Annotated in this window: 17 protein-coding genes; 11 read left to right on the top strand and 6 right to left on the bottom strand. The window is 62.4% G+C overall.

Features of this window, described 5'->3' with window-relative positions:
- Positions 1-116 precede the first annotated feature (116 nt).
- Both rapA and ACZ889_RS09910 read left to right on the top strand, forming a co-directional pair.
- Positions 117-2,963 (top strand): RNA polymerase-associated protein RapA, encoded by a 2,847-nt coding sequence (rapA, locus tag ACZ889_RS09915; RefSeq protein ID WP_180688730.1) that lies wholly within the window; start codon positions 117-119, stop codon positions 2,961-2,963.
- A 252-nt stretch (positions 2,964-3,215) separates the two neighbouring features.
- Positions 3,216-5,480 carry a putative bifunctional diguanylate cyclase/phosphodiesterase gene (locus ACZ889_RS09910; protein WP_476257345.1) on the top strand — a complete coding sequence of 755 codons (2,265 nt, stop codon included), beginning with the start codon at positions 3,216-3,218 and terminating at the stop codon, positions 5,478-5,480.
- On the opposite strand, the gene ACZ889_RS09905 is transcribed toward ACZ889_RS09910, so the two are convergent.
- Together ACZ889_RS09905 and ACZ889_RS09900 are read right to left on the bottom strand one after the other, a co-directional pair.
- A complete protein-coding gene (locus ACZ889_RS09905) occupies positions 5,380-6,267 on the bottom strand; it encodes an NAD(P)-dependent oxidoreductase (protein WP_012051428.1) in 888 nt (295 codons plus the stop codon). The two genes, ACZ889_RS09910 and ACZ889_RS09905, sit on opposite strands and share 101 nt — an antisense overlap.
- A gap of 192 nt (positions 6,268-6,459) precedes the next feature.
- Positions 6,460-6,771, bottom strand: a complete 312-nt coding sequence (locus tag ACZ889_RS09900; RefSeq protein ID WP_012051427.1) for a DUF2288 domain-containing protein — start codon at positions 6,769-6,771, stop codon at positions 6,460-6,462.
- 360 nt (positions 6,772-7,131) lie between these two features.
- Between ACZ889_RS09900 and ACZ889_RS09895 the strand changes: the two genes are divergently transcribed.
- The 8 genes from ACZ889_RS09895 (at position 7,132) to nhaA (ending at position 16,037) form a co-directional block, all read left to right on the top strand.
- Positions 7,132-8,247 carry a branched-chain amino acid ABC transporter substrate-binding protein gene (locus ACZ889_RS09895; protein ID WP_476257344.1) on the top strand — a complete coding sequence of 372 codons (1,116 nt, stop codon included), beginning with the start codon at positions 7,132-7,134 and terminating at the stop codon, positions 8,245-8,247.
- A gap of 185 nt (positions 8,248-8,432) precedes the next feature.
- Positions 8,433-9,356 carry a high-affinity branched-chain amino acid ABC transporter permease LivH gene (livH, locus tag ACZ889_RS09890; RefSeq protein ID WP_008097482.1) on the top strand — a complete coding sequence of 308 codons (924 nt, stop codon included), beginning with the start codon at positions 8,433-8,435 and terminating at the stop codon, positions 9,354-9,356.
- Entirely contained in the window at positions 9,353-10,609 is a 1,257-nt protein-coding gene (locus tag ACZ889_RS09885; RefSeq protein WP_003254877.1) for a high-affinity branched-chain amino acid ABC transporter permease LivM, read from the top strand. Before livH ends, ACZ889_RS09885 begins: the two co-directional genes overlap by 4 nt.
- Positions 10,606-11,373, top strand: a complete 768-nt coding sequence (livG, locus tag ACZ889_RS09880) for a high-affinity branched-chain amino acid ABC transporter ATP-binding protein LivG (protein ID WP_003254878.1) — start codon at positions 10,606-10,608, stop codon at positions 11,371-11,373. The genes ACZ889_RS09885 and livG overlap by 4 nt, the downstream gene beginning before the upstream one ends.
- On the top strand, positions 11,374-12,075 hold the full coding sequence (locus tag ACZ889_RS09875; RefSeq protein WP_003254879.1) for an ABC transporter ATP-binding protein: 702 nt from the start codon (positions 11,374-11,376) through the stop codon (positions 12,073-12,075).
- 88 nt (positions 12,076-12,163) lie between these two features.
- Positions 12,164-12,838, top strand: a complete 675-nt coding sequence (locus ACZ889_RS09870; RefSeq protein ID WP_003254880.1) for a COG3650 family protein — start codon at positions 12,164-12,166, stop codon at positions 12,836-12,838.
- 103 nt (positions 12,839-12,941) lie between these two features.
- Complete coding sequence (locus ACZ889_RS09865) at positions 12,942-14,549, top strand: NAD(P)/FAD-dependent oxidoreductase (protein WP_019750617.1); 1,608 nt, start codon at positions 12,942-12,944, stop codon at positions 14,547-14,549.
- 294 nt (positions 14,550-14,843) lie between these two features.
- Positions 14,844-16,037 (top strand): Na+/H+ antiporter NhaA, encoded by a 1,194-nt coding sequence (gene nhaA / locus ACZ889_RS09860; protein WP_179052744.1) that lies wholly within the window; start codon positions 14,844-14,846, stop codon positions 16,035-16,037.
- A 69-nt stretch (positions 16,038-16,106) separates the two neighbouring features.
- On the opposite strand, the gene ACZ889_RS09855 is transcribed toward nhaA, so the two are convergent.
- On the bottom strand, positions 16,107-16,571 hold the full coding sequence (locus tag ACZ889_RS09855; protein ID WP_003254883.1) for an outer membrane lipoprotein: 465 nt from the start codon (positions 16,569-16,571) through the stop codon (positions 16,107-16,109).
- A 147-nt stretch (positions 16,572-16,718) separates the two neighbouring features.
- Between ACZ889_RS09855 and ACZ889_RS09850 the strand changes: the two genes are divergently transcribed.
- Positions 16,719-16,952, top strand: a complete 234-nt coding sequence (locus ACZ889_RS09850; protein WP_014860076.1) for a hypothetical protein — start codon at positions 16,719-16,721, stop codon at positions 16,950-16,952.
- Between the two features lie 39 nt (positions 16,953-16,991).
- On the opposite strand, the gene pdxH is transcribed toward ACZ889_RS09850, so the two are convergent.
- From pdxH to ACZ889_RS09835, 3 genes are all read right to left on the bottom strand, one after another.
- A complete protein-coding gene (gene pdxH / locus ACZ889_RS09845) occupies positions 16,992-17,639 on the bottom strand; it encodes a pyridoxamine 5'-phosphate oxidase (protein ID WP_176685318.1) in 648 nt (215 codons plus the stop codon).
- Between the two features lie 19 nt (positions 17,640-17,658).
- Positions 17,659-18,636 (bottom strand): OmpA family protein, encoded by a 978-nt coding sequence (locus tag ACZ889_RS09840; RefSeq protein ID WP_003254886.1) that lies wholly within the window; start codon positions 18,634-18,636, stop codon positions 17,659-17,661.
- A 99-nt stretch (positions 18,637-18,735) separates the two neighbouring features.
- Entirely contained in the window at positions 18,736-19,881 is a 1,146-nt protein-coding gene (locus ACZ889_RS09835) for an EstA family serine hydrolase (protein WP_004576208.1), read from the bottom strand.
- Positions 19,882-19,990: the final 109 nt, after the last annotated feature.

The following is a 19,990-nucleotide window of genomic DNA, read 5'->3' as shown; positions in this document are numbered from 1 at the left end:
GGGCGATGAAACGACTAGACTGTGCCTTTCGATACCTTTCGGTGCTATCGGCACTTTGGTCTGACCGGCCGATCCGTTAACATAATCGGCTTTTTCATCGCGGGAGTTCAGGCAGTATGGCGCAGCAGTATCAACCGGGGCAACGCTGGATCAGCGACAGCGAAGCAGAGCTCGGCCTGGGTACCATCCTGGCGCAGGATGGCCGCCTGTTGACCGTGCTCTACCCGGCCACTGGCGACACCCGCCAGTATTCCCTGCGCAATGCGCCGCTGACCCGCGTGCGCTTCTCGCCAGGTGACCAGATCACCCACTTCGAAGGCTGGAAGCTGACCGTACGCGAAGTCGAGGACATCGACGGGCTGATGGTCTACCACGGCCTGGACGGGCAGAACCAGCCTCGCACCCTGCCTGAAACCCAGTTGTCGAACTTCATTCAGTTCCGCCTGGCCAGCGACCGCCTGTTCGCCGGGCAGATAGACCCACTGTCGTGGTTCAGCCTGCGCTACAACACCCTGCAGCACACCAGCAAGCAGATGCAGTCGGCACTGTGGGGGTTGGGCGGCTGCCGCGCACAGCCCATCGCCCACCAACTGCACATTGCCCGCGAAGTCGCCGACCGCAGCGCCCCGCGCGTTCTGCTGGCCGACGAAGTGGGCCTGGGCAAAACCATCGAAGCCGGCCTGGTCATTCACCGCCAGCTGCTGTCGGGTCGCGCCAGCCGCGTACTGATCCTGGTGCCGGAAAACCTCCAGCACCAGTGGCTGGTGGAAATGCGCCGGCGCTTCAATCTGCAAGTGGCGCTGTTCGACGCCGAGCGCTTCATCGAAAGCGACGCCAGCAACCCGTTCGAGGATGCCCAACTGGCGTTGGTTGCCCTTGAGTGGCTGGTCGACGACGAAAAGGCCCAGGACGCGCTGTTTGCCGCTGGCTGGGACCTGCTGGTCGTCGACGAAGCCCACCACCTGGTCTGGCACGAAGACCAGGTCAGCGCCGAATACGGCCTGGTCGAGCAACTGGCCCAAGTGATTCCGGGTGTACTGTTGCTGACCGCCACCCCCGAGCAGCTTGGCCAGGACAGCCACTTCGCCCGCCTGCGCCTGCTCGACCCCAACCGTTTCCATGACTTGGCCGCTTTCCGCGCCGAGAGCGAACACTACCGCCCGGTAGCCGAGGCGGTGCAGGAACTGCTCGACGAGGGCCGTCTGTCACCCAAGGCCCACGCCACCATCCTGGGCTTCCTGGGTGCCGAAGGCGAAGCCCTGCTGGCTGCAGTCAGCGACGGCGACACCCAGGCCAGCGCGCGGCTGATTCGCGAGCTGCTGGATCGCCACGGCACCGGCCGCGTGCTGTTCCGTAACACCCGTGCGGCGATCCAGGGCTTCCCCGAGCGCCAGTTGCACCCCTACCCGCTGCCCACGCCCGAGCAATACCGCGACCTGCCAGCCGGCGAGCACGCCGAGCTGTACCCGGAAGTTGCCTTCCAGGCCCAGGGTGAAGTGGCCGATGACGAGCGCTGGTGGCGTTTCGACCCACGTGTCGACTGGCTGATCGACACCCTGAAGATGCTCAAGCGCACCAAAGTGCTGGTGATCTGCGCCCACGCCGAAACCGCCATGGACCTGGAGGACGCCCTGCGCGTGCGCTCCGGCATCCCGGCCTCGGTGTTCCATGAAGGCATGAGCATCCTCGAGCGCGACCGCGCCGCTGCCTACTTTGCCGATGAAGAGTTTGGCGCCCAGGTGCTGATCTGCTCGGAAATCGGCAGCGAAGGCCGCAACTTCCAGTTCGCTCATCACCTGGTGATGTTCGACCTGCCAGCGCACCCCGACCTGCTCGAACAGCGCATCGGCCGCCTTGACCGGATCGGCCAGAAGCACACTATCCAGTTGCACATCCCGTACCTGCAGGACAGCCCGCAAGAGCGCCTGTTCCAGTGGTACCACGAAGGGCTCAACGCCTTCCTCAACACCTGCCCCACCGGCAATGCCCTGCAGCACCAGTTCGGCCCACGCCTGCTGCCGCTGCTAGAAACCGGCGAACACAAGGCCTGGGATACCCTGGTGGCCGACGCCCGCAGCGAGCGCGAGCGCCTGGAAGCCGAACTGCACACTGGCCGTGACCGCCTGCTGGAGCTCAATTCCGGCGGCGCCGGCGAAGGTCAGGCGCTGGTCGAGGCCATTCTCGAACAGGACGACCAGTTCGCCCTGCCGATCTACATGGAAACCCTGTTCGACGCCTTCGGCATCGACAGCGAAGACCATTCCGAGAACGCACTGATCCTCAAGCCGAGCGAGAAGATGCTCGATGCCAGCTTCCCGCTGGGCGACGATGAAGGCGTGACCATCACCTACGACCGTGGCCAGGCGCTGTCACGCGAGGACATGCAGTTCCTCACCTGGGAGCACCCGATGGTGCAGGGTGGTATGGATCTGGTGCTGTCAGGTTCGATGGGCAACACCGCCGTGGCGTTGATCAAGAACAAAGCGCTCAAACCAGGCACTGTCCTGCTTGAACTGCTGTTCGTCAGCGAGGTGGTGGCACCCCGCAGCCTGCAACTGGGCCGCTACCTGCCGCCGGCGGCACTGCGCTGCCTGCTCGATGCCAATGGCAACGACCTGGCGTCACGCGTGGCCTTCGAAACCCTCAACGACCAGCTCGAGAGCGTACCGCGCGCCAGCGCCAACAAGTTCGTCCAGGCCCAGCGCGATGTGCTGGCCAAGCGTATCAGTGGCGGCGAGGAGAAGATCCTGCCGGCCCACAACGAGCGCGTGGCCGAAGCCCAGCGCCGCCTGACAGCCGAGGCCGACGAAGAGCTGGCGCGCCTGGTGGCATTGCAAGCGGTCAACCCAAGTGTGCGTGACAGCGAAATCGACGCCCTGCGCAAGCGGCGCGAAGATGGCCTGGCAATGCTGGAGAAGGCCGCCCTGCGCCTGGAAGCCATTCGCGTGCTGGTGGCTGGCTAAGACAAATCAGGCACCGCTGCCCTGGTGGTAGCGGGCATGCCCGCGAAGCATCCGCCCTGTTGGATGCTTCGCGGGCACGCCCGCTCCGGCAGGGCAAGCAATATTCCTGACTGCGATTACAGAAATAACCAAATCGTAGAAATCATTGTGCCATTAGTCAGGAAGGCTTAAGTACTCCTTCCTATACTGCCTCTGGACAGTCTGCACAGGGTTGTAGCGCAGACGAGTGAAAACTCGATCAAGAGGCATTCCATGGAATGGCTGGGGCTGCAACTGTTCGCCGATCTTCCCGCAACCGGGCGCATCGTCATCGACTGCCGTCATGAACCGCTCTTGGTTCTGCTCGCCTATTTCGTTGCTTGCGCAGCCTGTTTCGCCACGCTCGACATGGCCGAGCGTCAGTCCCACAGCGACGACCCCACCGCCCACCGGCAATGGAACATGCTTGGAGCCTGCTGCCTGGCAGGCGGCATATGGGCCATGCACTTCATCAGCATGCTGGCCTTTCGGGCCCCGGTGGACGTGCACTACGACGTATCCCTGACCATTCTTTCACTGCTCATCGCACTGGGCGTGGCCTGGTTGGCCATGCACAGCCTCGAACGCAGCAACATGCGCGCGCACCATTTCGTGCCGAGCGCAGGGCTGATCGGCCTGGGCATCATCCTCATGCATTTTGTCGGCATGGCCGCGATGGAAACGGGTGCCCGCCAGTACTACCAAACCGGCTTGCTACTTGCCTCTGCCGCCATTGCCCTGCTCACTGCCCTGACCGCGCTGTACCTGGCCCGCTACTTGCGCAATGGCAGCGGCACCCTGTACCAGGCCATGAAGTACGGCGCCAGCCTGCTGATGGCCGGCGGCATCGTCGCCACTCATTTCACCGCGATGTCGGCCATGACCTTGGTCATCCCTGCCGATACCGCACTGCGCCTGCCGTCGGGCGACAACAGCCTGCAACTGGGACTGGGCATCGGCTTCATCACCCTGCTGATCAGTGGCGCCAGCATCAGCGCCGCACTGGCCGACAAGAAACTGCAAAGCAAGGAGCACGACCTGCGCCGGGTCAGCGTACTGCTCAGCCAACTGGACCAGGCCCGCGCTTCACTGCAGCAGGCGGCGCACTATGATGCCCTGACCAACCTGCTCAACCGCCGTGGATTCAACCAGGTATTCGCCGAGCGCCTGGTCGAACATCAGGCCAGCGAAAACCGCCTGGCCGTCATGTTCCTCGACATCGACCATTTCAAGCGTATCAACGACAGCCTTGGCCACGATGCCGGTGACGAGCTGCTCAAGGTGATCGCCAACCACATCAAGGCCGCTACCCGCAACCACGACCTGGTTGCGCGCTTTGGTGGCGACGAGTTCTGTGTGGTCACCAGCCTGAACAGCCGCGACGAAGCCCGCCACCTGGCCCAGCGCATCATGCAACGGATGAAAGAGCCCATCGACCTGGGCGGGCGGCGCATGGTCATGACCACCAGCATTGGTATAAGTATCTTCCCGGACGATGGCAGCACAGCCGAAGAGCTGCTCAAGCATGCCGACCTGGCCCTCTACCAATCCAAGGACAACGGGCGCAACAGCCTGAATTTCTTCAATGACAGCCTGAAGGCTCGCGCGTCGATCGCCTTGCAACTGGAAGAAGAGCTGCGCCTGGCGCTGCTCGAAGAGCGCGGGCTGTGTGTGCACTACCAGCCGATCTTCGACCTGCGCAGCGGGCAAGTGGCCAAACTGGAAGCGCTAGTACGCTGGCAGCATCCTCAACACGGCCTGCTCGGGCCCGACCGTTTTGTCGGCATTGCCGAAGCCAACGGCCTGATCATCGACCTTGACCTGTGGGTGCTGCGCCATGCCTGTGCCGACCTGGCCCACTTTCAGCGCCACGGCTACGGCGAGGTCCAGGTCACGGTCAATTGCTCGGCAGTCACCCTCAGCCACGACGAACTGCCTAAGGAAGTAGAAAAGGCGCTGTTCCACGCCGCCCTTGCGCCGCGCCACCTGGAGCTGGAGGTGACCGAGAACGCCCTGGTGGGCGATATCCAGCGCACGGTCAGCCTGCTCAAACGCGTCAGGGCTTTGGGGGTGGCACTTTCGATCGATGATTTTGGTACCGGCTACTCGTCACTGGCTTACCTCAAGCGCCTGCCGCTGGATGTGCTGAAGATCGACCGCACCTTCCTGCAGGATGTACCGGGCAGCCAGAAAGACCGGGAAATTGTCCAGGCGATCATCGCCATGGCGCATACCCTGCACCTGCGGGTAGTCAGCGAGGGCGTGGAAACCGCCGAACAGCAGGTGTTCCTCGAAAGCCATGGCTGCGACTACCTGCAGGGCTACCTGTTGGGGCGCCCCGTACCGCTGGCCGAGTTGCGCCCACTGCTGGAGCGGTTGCAGCGCCAGAACGGCCGGATCACACCTTGTTGCGATACAGCTCTACCAGGGTCGCCGGATCTTTTTGCAGGTAACCCTGGCTACCGTGCAAGCGCATCAGTTGCGCGGCAAGGCCACTGAGCGGCGTCGCAGAGCCTTGCTCGCGGGAAAACTTGACCGCGCCATCGAGGTCCTTGAGCAGCGTGCGTACGTGCCACTTGATTGGCTCGAAGCGGCTCTCGGCCATTTGCGGTGCAAGAATCTGCAATGGCTTGGAATCGGCAAAGCCACCCGCCAGCGCCTCAGCGATCAGCGTCGCGTCCACGCCCGACTGTTCGGCCAGTGCCACCACTTCTGCAATTACCAGGGCATTGCACGCTACGATCATCTGGTTGCAAGCCTTGGTCACCTGCCCCGTGCCTACCGCGCCCATATGCGTCACGCGCTGACCAAGCACCTGCAGCACCGGGCGTGCACGCTGCAGATCGGCCGCTTCACCGCCCACCATGATCGCCAGCGTGCCCGCTTCGGCACCGGGCGTACCGCCAGAGACAGGTGCATCCAGCCAGGCCATGCCACACAGTGCTGCCAGTTCGGCAGCCATTTCACGGGTGGCGGTGGGTTCCAGGCTAGAGAAATCGATCAGCAACTGGCCGCTGCGCCCGCCCTGGGCAATGCCTTGCTCGCCGAACACCACTTCACGCACCACCGCCGTGTCGGCCAGGCACAGTAGCACCATGTCGCTGTCACGGCACAATTCGGCCGGGCTGCTGGCCAGGCGCGCGCCAGCAGCGACCAGTGCGGCGCACTTGTCCGGGCTGCGGTTCCATACCGTCAGCGGATAACCCGCTGCCAGCAGGCGGCGGCACATGGGCAGGCCCATCAGGCCGATGCCGGCGAAACCAAGCGAAGGTAGTGCAGTGCTCATCGATAAACTCCTGACTGATTCGAACATTTCCCAGGCTGGCGACGGTCCCGGTGGCGACTGGCAGAACGGTGGCCACATTACGCATCCCGTAAACTGTTACCGCCACGCCGAATTGTTACTTCCCTCTACCCGCCTTGATCGCTTTCAAGCACCAAAACGGAGCTGATGCGTATTTTTGCGCACCATAAAAGATCACGCTTCCTCCTGGCCCTTCACCTGTATCACGATGAACGGCGAAACCACCACCGCCCAGATCTCTGGGTCGCGGCTTTGCAGGTCCAATGCCTGCTCGGCCGACACCGGCCCAACAGTGCCATCACTACGCCACTTGGCGAAGATCTCGCTGCGATTCTCGGCCATCGCCTCGGCAACGGCGATCAGGTCAAGGCTGGGGTCGACCCAAATCAGGTCACCCTTGGCCCAAAAACGCTCCAGCGCTTTCCACTCGATGATTGCCGTCTCGCCAAGCAATTTGGCATAGAGGGTGCTTGTTTGATCAGTCATGGGTGGTATCCGCAAAAAATCGGTCAATAAAAAAGGCCGGCATTTTTGCAGAAAAACCCGGTTTCAAATATGTAATTTGGTCGATTGACCCCGAAGTTGTGGGGCGGGATCGCAGATGCAGGCAGTTTGATGGCGCCTTTCTGTATCTTTCTGTCGATCAAGCGACAACGCAGGAAAGACGCACTTTTCGACCGCTTTTCAAGCGCTCGAACAGCGCTCTACACTGTACCGGTACAGTTCCGGGACATGTTCCGGGGGAAGGTGGGCTAGCGCGTTGGCATGGCCACGCCGCAAATCCCGCCCGGTCTGTAGCCCTGGCCGCCAGGACTATAAGAATTACAACAGAATGAGTGGAGCACTATGATCAAGATTTCCAAGCTGTTCGCCGCAATGGTACTGGCCGGGGTAGCCAGCCATTCGTTTGCCGCCGATACCATCAAGATCGGCATCGCCGGTCCCAAGACGGGTCCTGTGACCCAGTACGGCGACATGCAGTTCATCGGCGCCAAGCAAGCCATCAAGGATATCAACGCCGCGGGCGGCGTGGATGGCAAGATGCTCGAAGCCAAGGAATACGACGACGCCTGCGACCCTAAACAGGCCGTGGCAGTCGCCAACAAAGTGGTCAACGACGGCGTCAAGTTCGTGGTCGGCCACCTGTGCTCCAGCTCCACCCAGCCAGCGTCCGACATCTACGAGGACGAAGGCGTGATCATGATCACCCCGGCCGCCACCTCGCCGGAAATCACCGCCCGTGGCTACAAGCTGATCTTCCGCACCATCGGCCTGGACAGCGCCCAGGGCCCGGCCGCCGGCAACTACATCGCCGACCACGTCAAGCCGAAGGTCGTTGCCGTCCTGCACGACAAGCAGCAGTACGGTGAAGGCATCGCCACCGCCGTCAAGCAGACCCTGGAAAGCAAAGGCACCAAGGTTGCCGTGTTCGAAGGCCTGAACGCGGGTGACAAGGACTTCTCCTCGATCATCCAGAAGCTCAAGCAGAACAACGTCGACTTCGTCTACTACGGCGGCTATCACCCAGAGCTGGGCCTGATCCTGCGCCAGGCTCAGGAAAAAGGCCTGAAAGCCAAGTTCATGGGTCCGGAAGGCGTGGGTAACGACTCCATTTCGCAGATCGCCCAGAACGCCTCCGAAGGCCTGCTGGTCACCCTGCCGAAGTCGTTCGACGCAGACCCGGCGAACAAGAAGATCGTCGACGCCATCAAGGCTGACGGCAAGGACCCAAGTGGCCCGTTCGTATTCCCTGCCTACTCGGCTGTCGAGCTGATCGCTCAAGGCATCAGGAAAGCCGGTTCCGATGATACCGACAAGGTGGCCAAGGCCATCCACGAAGGCACCTTCAAGACCCCGACCGGCGACCTGTCGTTCGACGACAAAGGCGACCTGAAAGACTTCAAGTTCGTGGTCTACGAATGGCACTTCGGCAAGCCGAAGACCGAAGTCTCCCCTCAGTAACTGCGTGACTAATAGCTGACCTACGAGCCCACTGTGCGAGCAGTGGGCTTCGTTTTATGAGGTTCATGGGCCCGATCCCCGCGATCCGGGGGCAGGCTCACCTGAAAATCTTAAAACCGTCACCCGCGGTTTCCTGGCCGTACCCCTGCCAGTGAAATGCAAATCAGGTTTTTAGGAGCGCTGTAATGCCTGAGATCTACCATTTCTTCCAACAACTGGTTAATGGATTGACCATCGGCAGCACCTATGCCTTGATCGCCATCGGCTACACGATGGTGTACGGCATCATTGGCATGATCAACTTCGCCCACGGCGAGGTGTACATGATCGGTTCCTACGTGGCCTTCATTGCCCTGGCGGGCCTGGCCATGATGGGTATCCATTCGCTGCCGATCCTGATGACCGTCGCCTTCGTCGCGACGATCTTCGTCACCAGTGCCTATGGCTACAGCATCGAACGGGTTGCCTACCGCCCCCTGCGCAACAGCAACCGTCTGATCCCGCTGATTTCCGCCATCGGCATGTCGATTTTCCTGCAGAACACGGTCTTGCTTTCGCAGGACTCCAAGGACAAGTCCATCCCCAACCTGATCCCCGGGAGTTTCTCCTTCGGACCAGGCGGTGCTGAAGAAGTACTGATCAGCTACATGCAAATCCTGGTGTTCGTCGTCACCCTGGTGGCCATGACCCTGCTCACCCTGTTCATCTCTCGTTCCCGCCTGGGCCGCGCCTGCCGCGCCTGTGCCGAGGACATCAAGATGGCCAACCTGCTGGGCATCAACACCAACAACATCATCGCCCTCACCTTCGTCATCGGTGCCGCCCTGGCTGCCGTGGCGGCCGTGCTGCTGAGCATGCAGTACGGGGTGATCAACCCCAACGCCGGTTTCCTGGTGGGCCTGAAGGCTTTCACCGCGGCGGTACTGGGTGGCATCGGCAGCATCCCGGGCGCCATGCTCGGCGGGCTGGTGCTGGGCGTGGCCGAAGCGTTCGGTGCCGATATCTTCGGCGACCAGTACAAGGACGTGGTGGCATTCGGCTTGTTGGTTCTTGTCCTGCTATTCCGGCCGACCGGCATCCTGGGCCGCCCGGAGGTTGAAAAAGTATGAACAGAAATCTCAAACAGGCGTTCTTCAGCGCCTTGCTGGTCTGGGCCGTGGCCTTCCCAGTACTGGGCCTGAAACTGAGCATCGATGGCATCAGCCTGGTCGTGCACAGCCAGGGCTCGTTCACCATCAGCATCATCGCCGTCTGTTCGGTGCTGATGTTCCTGCGCGTGCTGTTCGACAAGCAGTGGAGTTCGGTGATGGGCCGCCGATCGGATCGCAAGCTGATCCCCCCGGCAGTCAGCAACTACCTCACCCTGCCCAAGACCCAGCGCTATGTCATCATCGGGTTGATCGTGATGGCACTGGTATGGCCGTTCTTCGGCTCCCGCGGTGCGGTCGACATCGCCACGCTGATCCTGATCTACGTGTTGCTGGGCCTGGGCCTGAACATCGTGGTCGGCCTGGCGGGCCTGCTCGACCTCGGCTACGTGGGCTTCTATGCCGTCGGTGCCTACAGCTACGCCATGCTCTCGCATTACCTGGGCTGGAGCTTCTGGGTGTGCCTGCCGATTGCCGGCCTGATGGCTGCCACATTCGGCTTCCTGCTCGGCTTCCCGGTGCTGCGCCTGCGTGGTGACTACCTGGCGATCGTGACCCTCGGTTTCGGTGAGATCATCCGCCTGTTCCTGCGTAACCTCACCGATTGGACCGGCGGCCCCAACGGCATCAGCAACATCCCCAAGCCGGAGTTCTTCGGCCTGACCTTCGAACGCCGTGCGGCCGAGGGCATGCAGACCTTCCACGAGTTCTTCGGGCTGCAATACAACTCGATCAACAAGGTCATCTTCCTGTACCTGGTGGCCCTGCTGCTGGCCCTGCTGGCGTTGTTCGTGATCAACCGCCTGCTGCGCATGCCGATCGGCCGTGCCTGGGAAGCCCTGCGTGAAGACGAGATCGCCTGCCGTGCACTGGGCCTGAACCCGACCGTGATCAAGCTCTCGGCATTCACCCTGGGTGCCTGCTTTGCCGGTTTCGCCGGCAGCTTCTTCGCCGCGCGCCAAGGCCTGGTGACGCCGGAGTCGTTCACCTTCATCGAGTCGGCGATCATCCTCGCCATCGTCGTGCTGGGTGGCATGGGCTCACAACTGGGCGTGATTCTCGCGGCCATCGTGATGATCCTGCTGCCTGAGCTGATGCGTGAGTTCAGCGAATACCGCATGCTGATGTTCGGTGCGCTGATGGTGTTGATGATGATCTGGCGTCCGCAAGGCCTGCTGCCTATGCAACGTCCACACATGGAGCTGCGTCGATGAGCCGCGAAATTCTGCAAGTCAGCGGCCTGAGCATGCGCTTCGGCGGCTTGTTGGCGGTCAACGGCGTGGCCCTGACCGTCAAGGAAAAACAGGTGGTGGCGTTGATCGGCCCGAACGGCGCCGGCAAGACCACCGTGTTCAACTGCCTGACCGGCTTCTACAAGCCCAGCGGCGGTACCATCCTGCTCGATGGCCAGCCGATTCAGGGCCTGGCCGGCCACCAGATCGCCCGCAAGGGCGTGGTGCGGACCTTCCAGAACGTGCGGCTGTTCAAGGAAATGACCGCACTGGAAAACCTGCTGATCGCCCAGCACCGCCACCTCAACACCAACTTCTTCGCCGGCCTGTTCAAGACACCGAGCTTCCGCCGCAGCGAGAAGGAGGCCATGGAACGCGCGCAGTACTGGCTGGAGAAGGTCAACCTGACCGAGTTCGCCAACCGTACGGCCGGCACCCTCGCCTACGGGCAGCAACGCCGCCTCGAAATCGCCCGCTGCATGATGACCCAGCCACGCATCATCATGCTCGATGAACCGGCAGCCGGCCTGAACCCGAAGGAAACCGAAGACCTCAAGGCTCTGATCGCCTACCTGCGTGAGTCGCACAACGTCACCGTGCTGCTGATCGAGCACGACATGAAGCTGGTGATGAGCATTTCCGACCATATCGTGGTGATCAACCAGGGTACCCCCCTGGCCCATGGCACGCCGGAGGAGATCCGCGACAACCCTGACGTGATCAAAGCCTACCTGGGGGAAGCGTAAATGCTGAAGTTCGAAAACGTTTCCACTTTCTACGGCAAGATCCAGGCGCTGCACAGCGTCAACGTGGAGATCAACCAGGGCGAGATCGTCACCCTGATCGGCGCCAACGGTGCCGGCAAGTCGACCTTGCTGATGACCCTGTGCGGCTCGCCGCAGGCGCACAGCGGCAGCATCAAGTACCTGGGTGAAGAGCTGGTCGGCCAGCCCTCCTCGCACATCATGCGCAAAAGCATCGCGGTAGTGCCGGAAGGCCGTCGCGTGTTCGCTCGCCTGACGGTCGAGGAAAACCTGGCCATGGGCGGTTTCTTCACCGACAAGGGCGACTATCAGGAGCAACTGGACAAGGTCCTGCAACTGTTCCCGCGCCTGAAAGAGCGTTACATCCAGCGCGGCGGCACCATGTCCGGTGGCGAGCAGCAGATGCTGGCCATCGGCCGGGCGCTGATGAGCAAGCCCAAGCTGCTGCTGCTCGACGAGCCTTCGCTGGGCCTGGCGCCGATCATCATCCAGCAGATCTTCGACATCATCGAACAGCTGCGCCGCGATGGCGTGACGGTGTTCCTGGTGGAGCAGAACGCCAACCAGGCGCTGAAGATCGCTGACCGGGCGTATGTGCTGGAGAACGGTCGGGTGGTGATGCAGGGCACCGGTGAGGCACTGCTGACCGACCCGAAGGTGCGCGATGCCTACCTGGGGGGTTGAATGAAAAAGGGCCTTCGGGCCCTTTTTTCTGCCCGCAGGACGTGTATCGTGGCCAGCTCTTTGGCAAAGATTCCCCGGAGCCCGCCCCATGCGCCTCACCCCTACCCTGCTGCTCAGTGCCCTGCTGCCGCTGTTCGCTGGCTGCCAGCTACTGGCCGAGCAGCCCCGTGACCCGAACATCGGCACCACACGCATGCAGGGCGAACTGAGCGCCAACGGCGGCCGCCTGTTGTTCAAGCCCTGCAGCGAAGCACGCCGCTTCGTGATCAACGACGTCGCCGGCACCGGCATCCTGCAGGAGTCCGCCAACCTGGCCAAGGACGCCAATGCCAAGTTGTTCGCCGACGTGCGCGGTCGCCTCACGGGCGCCAAGCAGGCCGACAACGACGGCCAGCTGGAAGTCAGCCGCCTGTACCGCCTGGAACCCTCCACCCGCGCTTGCGACGACCCCAACTTCAAGCAGCTGACCCTGCGCGCCAATGGCCATGAACCGGACTGGGACATCAAGGCCAGCGGCAAGGGCATGGTGCTCAACCGCATCGGCAAAGACCCGCTGCCACTGCCATTTCTCGAAGAAGAAGTGCCCGGCGGCGGCCTGACCCTGACCAGCGAAGCCAACGGCCAGCACGTGGAACTGTGGGTCGCCCCGCAACGCTGCGTCGACAGCGCCACCGGCGCCATCCACCACCTGCGCGCCGAACTGCGCATCGACGGCCAGACCCTGCGCGGCTGCGGTTACTACGGTGGTGCGCGCGACAACTGATCGCCGGGCGCTTTTATCCTGCCAGTCGGGGCGGCTAACAGCTTATACTTGGCGGTTTGTGTAAAGCCGCCGGCCGCCCATGGCCGGGATACTGGACCCTGCCATGCTACGAATCACCGAACTGAAGCTGCCCCTGGACCATCCCGACGAAGCGCTACGCGAAGCCATCGTCCAGCGCCTGGGCATCCGCGACGAGCAACTGCTCAGCTTCAACCTGTTCAAGCGCAGCTACGATGCGCGCAAGAAGAACAGCGAACTGCTGTTCATCTACACCATCGACCTGGAAGCCAGCAACGAGGCCGAGCTGCTCAGCAAGTTCGCCGATGATCGCAACATCGGCCCAGCCCCAGACGTCACCTACAAGTTCGTCGGCCAGGCCCCAGCAGGCCTGCAGGAGCGCCCGATCGTGGTCGGTTTCGGCCCGTGCGGCATCTTTGCCGGTCTGTTGCTGGCACAAATGGGCTTCAAGCCGATCATCCTCGAACGTGGCAAGGAAGTGCGCCAGCGCACCAAGGACACCTGGGGCCTGTGGCGCAAGAGCGTGCTCAACCCCGAGTCCAACGTGCAGTTCGGTGAAGGCGGCGCCGGTACCTTCTCGGACGGCAAGCTGTATAGCCAGATCAAGGACCCGCAACACCACGGCCGCAAAGTGCTGGAAGAATTCGTCAAGGCCGGTGCGCCAGACGAAATCCTGTACATCAACAAGCCGCACATCGGCACCTTCCGCCTCACCGGCATGGTCGAACAGATGCGCCAGGACATGATCGCCCTGGGGGCCGAAGTGCGCTTCCAGGAGAAGGTCACCGACCTGTTGATCGAAGATGGCCAACTGACCGGTGTAGTGCTTGAAAGCGGCGAGCAGTTGCACTCGCGCCATGTGGTATTGGCCCTGGGCCACAGCGCCCGCGACACCTTCCGCATGCTGCACGCCAAAGGTGTCTACATGGAAGCCAAACCGTTCTCGGTGGGCTTCCGTATCGAGCACCCGCAAACGCTGATCGACAAGGCACGTCTGGGCAAGTACGCCGGCCACCCGAAACTGGGTGCCGCCGACTACAAGCTGGTTTACCACGCCAAGAATGGCCGCTCGGTATACAGCTTCTGCATGTGTCCGGGTGGCACCGTGGTCGCGGCCACCAGCGAGCCAGGGCGAGTCGTCACCAACGGCATGAGCCAGTATTCGCGTAACGAGCGCAACGCCAACTCCGGCATCGTCGTCGGCATCGACCCCGAGCGCGACTACCCGGGTGGCCCGTTGGCCGGTATCGAACTGCAGGAGCGCCTGGAGGCGCACGCCTATGTAATGGGCGGCAGCAACTACCAGGCCCCGGCACAGCTGGTGGGTGATTTTGTCGCCGGCCGGCCCTCGACCGCACTGGGCAGTGTCGAGCCGTCCTACAAGCCGGGCGTGACCTTGGGTGACCTGGCGCCGAGCCTGCCGGACTTCGCCATCGAGGCGATCCGTGAGGCACTGCCGGCGTTCGACCGGCAGATCAAGGGCTATAACCTGCATGATGCGGTGTTGACCGGGATCGAGACGCGTACCTCGTCGCCACTGCGGATTACCCGGGGTGAGGACTACCAGAGCCTGAACCTCAAAGGGCTGTTCCCGGCGGGTGAAGGGGCCGGGTACGCGGGCGGGATCCTGTCAGCTGGTGTGGATGGCATTCGCATCGCAGAGGCGGTGGCGCGGGATATGCTCGGCCTCTGACTCTTTAGCGACTGACAGGGCCTCTTCGCGGGTAAACCCGCTCCTACACGGAACAATGGTCCCCTGTAGGAGCGGGTTTACCCGCGAAAGGGCCCGGTCCGGCATCAGTCTATTCCAGCACCTACTCCAGCTATTCCAGCACCTACTCCAGACTTCCCCCCATCCTTCCCCAAATCCATCTAGGCTTGCCCCAGGCCTGTCAGCAACAACATATAACAAAAACGAATATGTCTTTTGTTTGAAAGCATATCTCTACAGGCTAGGGTGTACGCCCGCACCCTTCGTAAACTGCTCATGGAGGGCCTACAGCCCGTGCGTAGCCTGTTTACCCGTTTCTTCCAGCTCGAAGCTGCCAGCGGCCTGCTGCTCATCGCCGCCGCCGTTCTGGCCCTGATCATCAACAACTCGCCACTGTCCTACCTGTACGGCGGCTTGCTCGACGTACCCGTCGCCGTCCAGGTCGGCGCGCTGAACATCGCCAAGCCATTGCTACTGTGGATCAACGACGGCCTGATGGCCCTGTTCTTCCTGCTCATCGGCCTGGAGGTCAAACGCGAGGTGGTCGACGGTCACCTGTCCAAGCCCTCACAAGTGATCCTGCCTGCCACCGCAGCCGTGGGCGGCATGGTGGTGCCAGCGCTGATCTACTGGTTCATCAACCGTGACAACCCTGCAGCCGTGGCAGGCTGGGCGATCCCTACCGCCACCGACATCGCCTTCGCCCTCGGCGTCCTGGCCCTGCTCGGCAAGCGCGTACCGGTGTCACTGAAGTTGTTCCTGATGACCCTGGCGATCATCGACGACCTGGGTGCGATCATTGTCATCGCCCTGTTCTACTCCGGCACCCTGTCGAGTGTGTCGCTGCTGCTGGCTGCGGCCTGTCTGGTGGTGCTAGTGGCGATGAACCGGCTTGGCGTCGTCAAGCTCGGGCCCTACATGATCGTTGGCCTGATCCTGTGGGTCTGCGTGCTCAAAAGTGGCGTGCACGCCACTCTGGCCGGTGTCGCCCTGGCCCTTTGCATCCCGCTGCGTACACGCAATGCTGAATCGTCACCTCTTTTGGCGCTGGAACACGCCCTGCACCCTTGGGTGGCCTATGCCATCCTGCCAATTTTCGCCTTCGCCAATGCCGGCGTTTCGCTGGCAGGCATGACCGTAGACAGCTTCACCCACCCCGTGCCGATGGGCATCACGGTCGGCCTGTTGCTGGGCAAGACCGTGGGGGTTTTCGGCCTGACCTGGGTGGCGGTCAAGCTGCGCCTGGCCGCGCTGCCTGCGGGTGCTGGTTGGGGGCAAATTCTGGGGGTGGCGATACTCTGCGGCATTGGCTTCACCATGAGCCTGTTCGTAGGCTCGCTCGCCTTCGCCCCGGGTAGCAGTGAGTATGCAGGCATGGACCGCATGGGTATTCTTACTGGTTCGTTCTTTGCCGCGGTGATCGGCTACGCCGTCACCGCAATGGCCAGCCGCAAAACCAGCGTTGCCTGACTTGGCTGAAGCATGAAAAACCCCCGACTGGCAGCAGCCATGTCGGGGTTTTGTTTTACTGCGCTACGGTCAGTGCGAAACGCGGCTGGTACCGTCAACTGTCATGATGCGCACGCGCTCGCCAACGCGGAAGACTTCGTTCTCCTGCACGGCCTGTACATAGGCGCGCATGCTGCCATCATCTTCACGAACGGTAATTTCGACACCTTGGGTACGGGTCAGGCCTTCTTCTGCTGCGGAACCCGCCAAGCCACCGGCCACGGCACCGATCACGGCAGCCACGATGCTGCCACGGCCACCGCCCACGGCGCTGCCGGCTACACCACCCACGATGGCACCGGCACCGCCGCCAATCGGGGTCTTGGTGCCCTCGATCTTGACCGGACGCAGGGATTCGATGGTACCCATACGCACGGTTTGCACGCGGCGGGCTTCGTCACGAGAGTAGCTGTCACCGGTCAGGCTCGAGGCACAGCCCCCCAGCAGCAGCGACATGGTGGTAAAGGTCGCCACCAGCAAAGCGGATTTACGCATGGGTAAAGTCTCCATAAGTCAGGTGCTCATTAGACGCTGCACATTGACGGCTGTCACGGTACAAACGTAATAAAATTGTTTTCATTCAGCCGGGGTACAGCCTGCCGGGCTGTGTCGAAGGCCTTTCAAGTGAGACCAAGAATAGCCATGGATTACTTCATCGTCGTGGTCACCACCGTTGCGGGACTGTATTTCCACTGGTGGTTGTATGTGCGCATGCGCCGCTGGATGGACCGCGACCTGGCGTTGTCGCTGGCAGGGGCCGATCCTGAAAAACGCGCGTTCATGCTGGAAAGGTTGGCGCAGGCGCGCCAGGAGAAGGTGGGGCGTAAGCAACTGGCGGGGTGGTTGGAGCGCGAGGCGGCAGGTTATCCGGGGTAGCTTGATCAATGGCTGGGGCCGCTTGGCGGCCCCAGTTGCTCAGGGCGCCAGCCGCTCTCGCAGCCACTGCCCATCCACCAGCCGATAGTTCAAACGATCATGCAGGCGGCTTGCCCGCCCCTGCCAGAACTCGATGCGCTCGGGCAACAAACGGTATCCCCCCCAATGCTCAGGGCAGTGCGGCTGGGTGTCGGAGAAACGCGCTTCGGTGGCCTTAACCAGGCCCTCCAGCTCTTCACGCCCGGCAATCACGCGGCTCTGTGGCGAAGCCCAGGCCCCCAGGCGACTACCCAGCGGGCGTACCTGGTAGTAGGCATCCGACTCCTGCGCCGTGACCTTCTGCACCCGGCCCTCGATGCGCACCTGACGCTCCAGCGCCGGCCAGAAGAAGGTCATTGCCGCAAAGGGGTTGGCTTGCAGTTGCTGGCCCTTGGCGCTGTCATAGTTGGTGAAGAAGGTGAAACCCTGCTCGTCGAGCCCCTTCAACAGCAATACACGGCAATGCGGGCGACCTTCGCCGTCCACGGTGGCCAAGGTCATGGCGTTGGCTTCTACCGGTACCTGCTCGGTTTTCACCGCATCGGCGAACCACTGGTGAAACAGGGCGAACGGCTCCCCTGGTGCCTGGGCTTCGGTCAGGCCATCACGGGTGTAGTCGCGGCGCATATCGGCCAGGGATTGGGTCATTACTGCGGTTCCTTGACGATCAGTTGGTCTTCGCAGGGCTGTTGGCAGCTACTTTCTTGTCAACGGCAGCTTTCTTGGCGGCAGGCTTGGCCGGCGCAGCTTTTTTCTTGGCTGCAGTCTTCGCAGGCGTTTTGGCCTTGGCTACAGGTTTCTTCGCCGCAGCCTTGACGGCCGGTTTGCTGCCAGCGGCCTTAGCGGCTGGTGCCTTGGCATCCTGCACCGCCACCATCGAGGCCGGGACGGGTGCCGGGGCGGCCTGCTGGTATTTGGCCAGCAGCGCGACCATGGTGTTTTGCGGGGTCAGCAACATTTCCACGCGGCGGTTCAGGGCGCGCCCCTCGGCGCTGTCGTTGGCAGCGCGCGGCATCACCGAACCCATGCCCTTGAGGGTCAGGCGGTCACGCTGCAGGCCGCTGAGGCGGAAGATGGCCGATACCGAAGCGGCGCGCTCCAGGCTGAGCTTCTGGTTGGCAACGGCGGCGCCGCTGCTGTCGGCATGGCCCAGTACCAGCACGGCAGTCTTGGGGTCGCCTTCGACAGTCTTGGCAACGCGGGTAATCGGGCCCAGGGACATGGGCAGCAACATGTTCGGGCGATCAGGATTGTACGAGCTGTCCACCGGCAGGGTTACCGCCAGCACGTTGTCACGACGCTCCAGCTCCAGCTTGCTGTCCTTGATCGCTTCGCGCAGCTTGGGCTCGTATTCGTCCAGCCAGGCCTGCGTGGCCTTCTGATCGATCTTCGGTACCACCGGCCCCTTGGCTTGCTTGTCGTCACCGCCAAACGGCCACCACCAGCGGCTGGAGCTTTCGGATTTGGCATCGGCTTTGGCCACGTTTTCAGTGACGGCTGACTTCACTTCCTGCTCGGCAACCTTGTCCGAACCGAAAGGCCACCAGCTGGAGCCACCTTCCTTGGAGCCGTCCGGGGAGTGGCTGGCGCAGCCGGTAACGGCGGTCAGGCACAGGGCGAGTGCTAAGGTTTTATGTGAAGACATCAGCGATACACCATGAAATAGAAAGATATTTTGCCTACGAACTTCAGGCGTTGGCATTGAGAATAGTCAAAGGGGTGTGGCAATACCCGCATTACCCGATCAAAGGCAACTGGCAAGGACGCGTACCAATTTCTGGGCTCGTGGGTCCATCAGCACGTAAGGGCCGAGGGTATTGACCACAAAACCGAAGGCCACATCGTACTCCGGGTCGGCAAAACCGACCGAACCACCGGCACCGGGGTGGCCAAAGGCGCGGGCGCCGAGACCAAAGGTGGCATTGGCCACATCGGGCTGGTCGAGCATGCAGCCCAGGCCGAAACGGGTCTGGGTGAGCAAGGTACGGTCCTGGCCAAGGCTATGCTCGCGGGTCAGCTCATCGAGCAGTTCGGATTCAAGCAGGCTGCCGTCCAGCAGCCCGGCATAGAACCCCGCCAGGCTGCGTGCGTTGCCATGGCCATTGGCCGCTGGCTGCTGCATGCGTCGCCATTCCGGTTTGTTGGTGCTGGTCAGTATCGCGGGCGGGTTGGTAAAGGCACGGGTCGACAGCGCCTCAGGCTCGCGCATGGTCACCTGCAGCAAGCGTTGCGCTGCACTGTCTCCAGCATTGCCCTTGCCACGGGCGATATGCGCCACGCGGTGGAACTCTTCGTCGGCCAGGCCAACATGGAAATCCAGCCCCAATGGGCGGGCGGTGCGGGCCACGATCGAGTCGCCAGGGCCACGGCCGTCGGCACGGCGAATCAGCTCGCCGATCAGCCAGCCATAGGTGATGGCGGCATAGCCGTGTTCTGTGCCTGGCGTCCACCACGGTGTCTCGGCTGCCAGGGCATCGACCATGAACTGCCAGTCATACAAGGCTTCAGCCGGCAACAGCTTGCGTATGGCCGGTAAGCCGGCACGGTGGCTGAGTAGCTGACGCAAGGTGATCGACTGCTTACCCGCCTGGGCGAACTCGGGCCAGTAGTTGGCCACCGGGGCATCGAGGGCCAGCTTGCCCTCGCCGACCAGCTGCAGGGCGGTAACGGCCGCAAAGGTCTTGGTGCAGGAGAACAGGTTGGCGATGGTATCGCTGTGCCAGGCCTGCTGGCCGTCCTTGTCGGCACTGCCGGCCCACAGGTCAACGACGGTTTCGCCACCCACCTGGATGCACAGCGCGGCGCCACGCTCCTGGGGATCATCGAACAGTGCGGCAAAAGCTTCGCGCACAGCTTCGAACTTCAGCTCATAGTGACCCTGGATCTGCACCCGCTGCTCTCCGTACGACCATATCCAAAAAGGTGTGCATTGTTTCAGTAGTTGGGTGTTTTGCAAACAGGCTTGGGCCAAGTGGTCGCGACACAAGGCCGCTCTCACC

The organism is Pseudomonas sp. TE3895 (assembly GCF_056278855.1).
This window is presented reverse-complemented; position numbering and strand designations above follow the sequence as displayed.

What these genes read in the sequence shown, in the direction of transcription:
- ACZ889_RS09840 (WP_003254886.1), bottom strand. Translation starts at nt 18,636, where the DNA reads ATGTCTTCACATAAAACCTTAGCACTCGCCCTGTGCCTGACCGCCGTT.
- ACZ889_RS09850 (WP_014860076.1), top strand. Translation starts at nt 16,719, where the DNA reads ATGGATTACTTCATCGTCGTGGTCACCACCGTTGCGGGACTGTATTTC.
- ACZ889_RS09855 (WP_003254883.1), bottom strand. Translation starts at nt 16,571, where the DNA reads ATGCGTAAATCCGCTTTGCTGGTGGCGACCTTTACCACCATGTCGCTG.
- ACZ889_RS09910 (WP_476257345.1), top strand. Translation starts at nt 3,216, where the DNA reads ATGGAATGGCTGGGGCTGCAACTGTTCGCCGATCTTCCCGCAACCGGG.
- rapA (WP_180688730.1), top strand. Translation starts at nt 117, where the DNA reads ATGGCGCAGCAGTATCAACCGGGGCAACGCTGGATCAGCGACAGCGAA.
- ACZ889_RS09885 (WP_003254877.1), top strand. Translation starts at nt 9,353, where the DNA reads ATGAACAGAAATCTCAAACAGGCGTTCTTCAGCGCCTTGCTGGTCTGG.
- ACZ889_RS09895 (WP_476257344.1), top strand. Translation starts at nt 7,132, where the DNA reads ATGATCAAGATTTCCAAGCTGTTCGCCGCAATGGTACTGGCCGGGGTA.
- livH (WP_008097482.1), top strand. Translation starts at nt 8,433, where the DNA reads ATGCCTGAGATCTACCATTTCTTCCAACAACTGGTTAATGGATTGACC.
- nhaA (WP_179052744.1), top strand. Translation starts at nt 14,844, where the DNA reads ATGGAGGGCCTACAGCCCGTGCGTAGCCTGTTTACCCGTTTCTTCCAG.
- pdxH (WP_176685318.1), bottom strand. Translation starts at nt 17,639, where the DNA reads ATGACCCAATCCCTGGCCGATATGCGCCGCGACTACACCCGTGATGGC.
- ACZ889_RS09875 (WP_003254879.1), top strand. Translation starts at nt 11,374, where the DNA reads ATGCTGAAGTTCGAAAACGTTTCCACTTTCTACGGCAAGATCCAGGCG.
- ACZ889_RS09865 (WP_019750617.1), top strand. Translation starts at nt 12,942, where the DNA reads ATGCTACGAATCACCGAACTGAAGCTGCCCCTGGACCATCCCGACGAA.
- livG (WP_003254878.1), top strand. Translation starts at nt 10,606, where the DNA reads ATGAGCCGCGAAATTCTGCAAGTCAGCGGCCTGAGCATGCGCTTCGGC.
- ACZ889_RS09870 (WP_003254880.1), top strand. Translation starts at nt 12,164, where the DNA reads ATGCGCCTCACCCCTACCCTGCTGCTCAGTGCCCTGCTGCCGCTGTTC.
- ACZ889_RS09900 (WP_012051427.1), bottom strand. Translation starts at nt 6,771, where the DNA reads ATGACTGATCAAACAAGCACCCTCTATGCCAAATTGCTTGGCGAGACG.
- ACZ889_RS09905 (WP_012051428.1), bottom strand. Translation starts at nt 6,267, where the DNA reads ATGAGCACTGCACTACCTTCGCTTGGTTTCGCCGGCATCGGCCTGATG.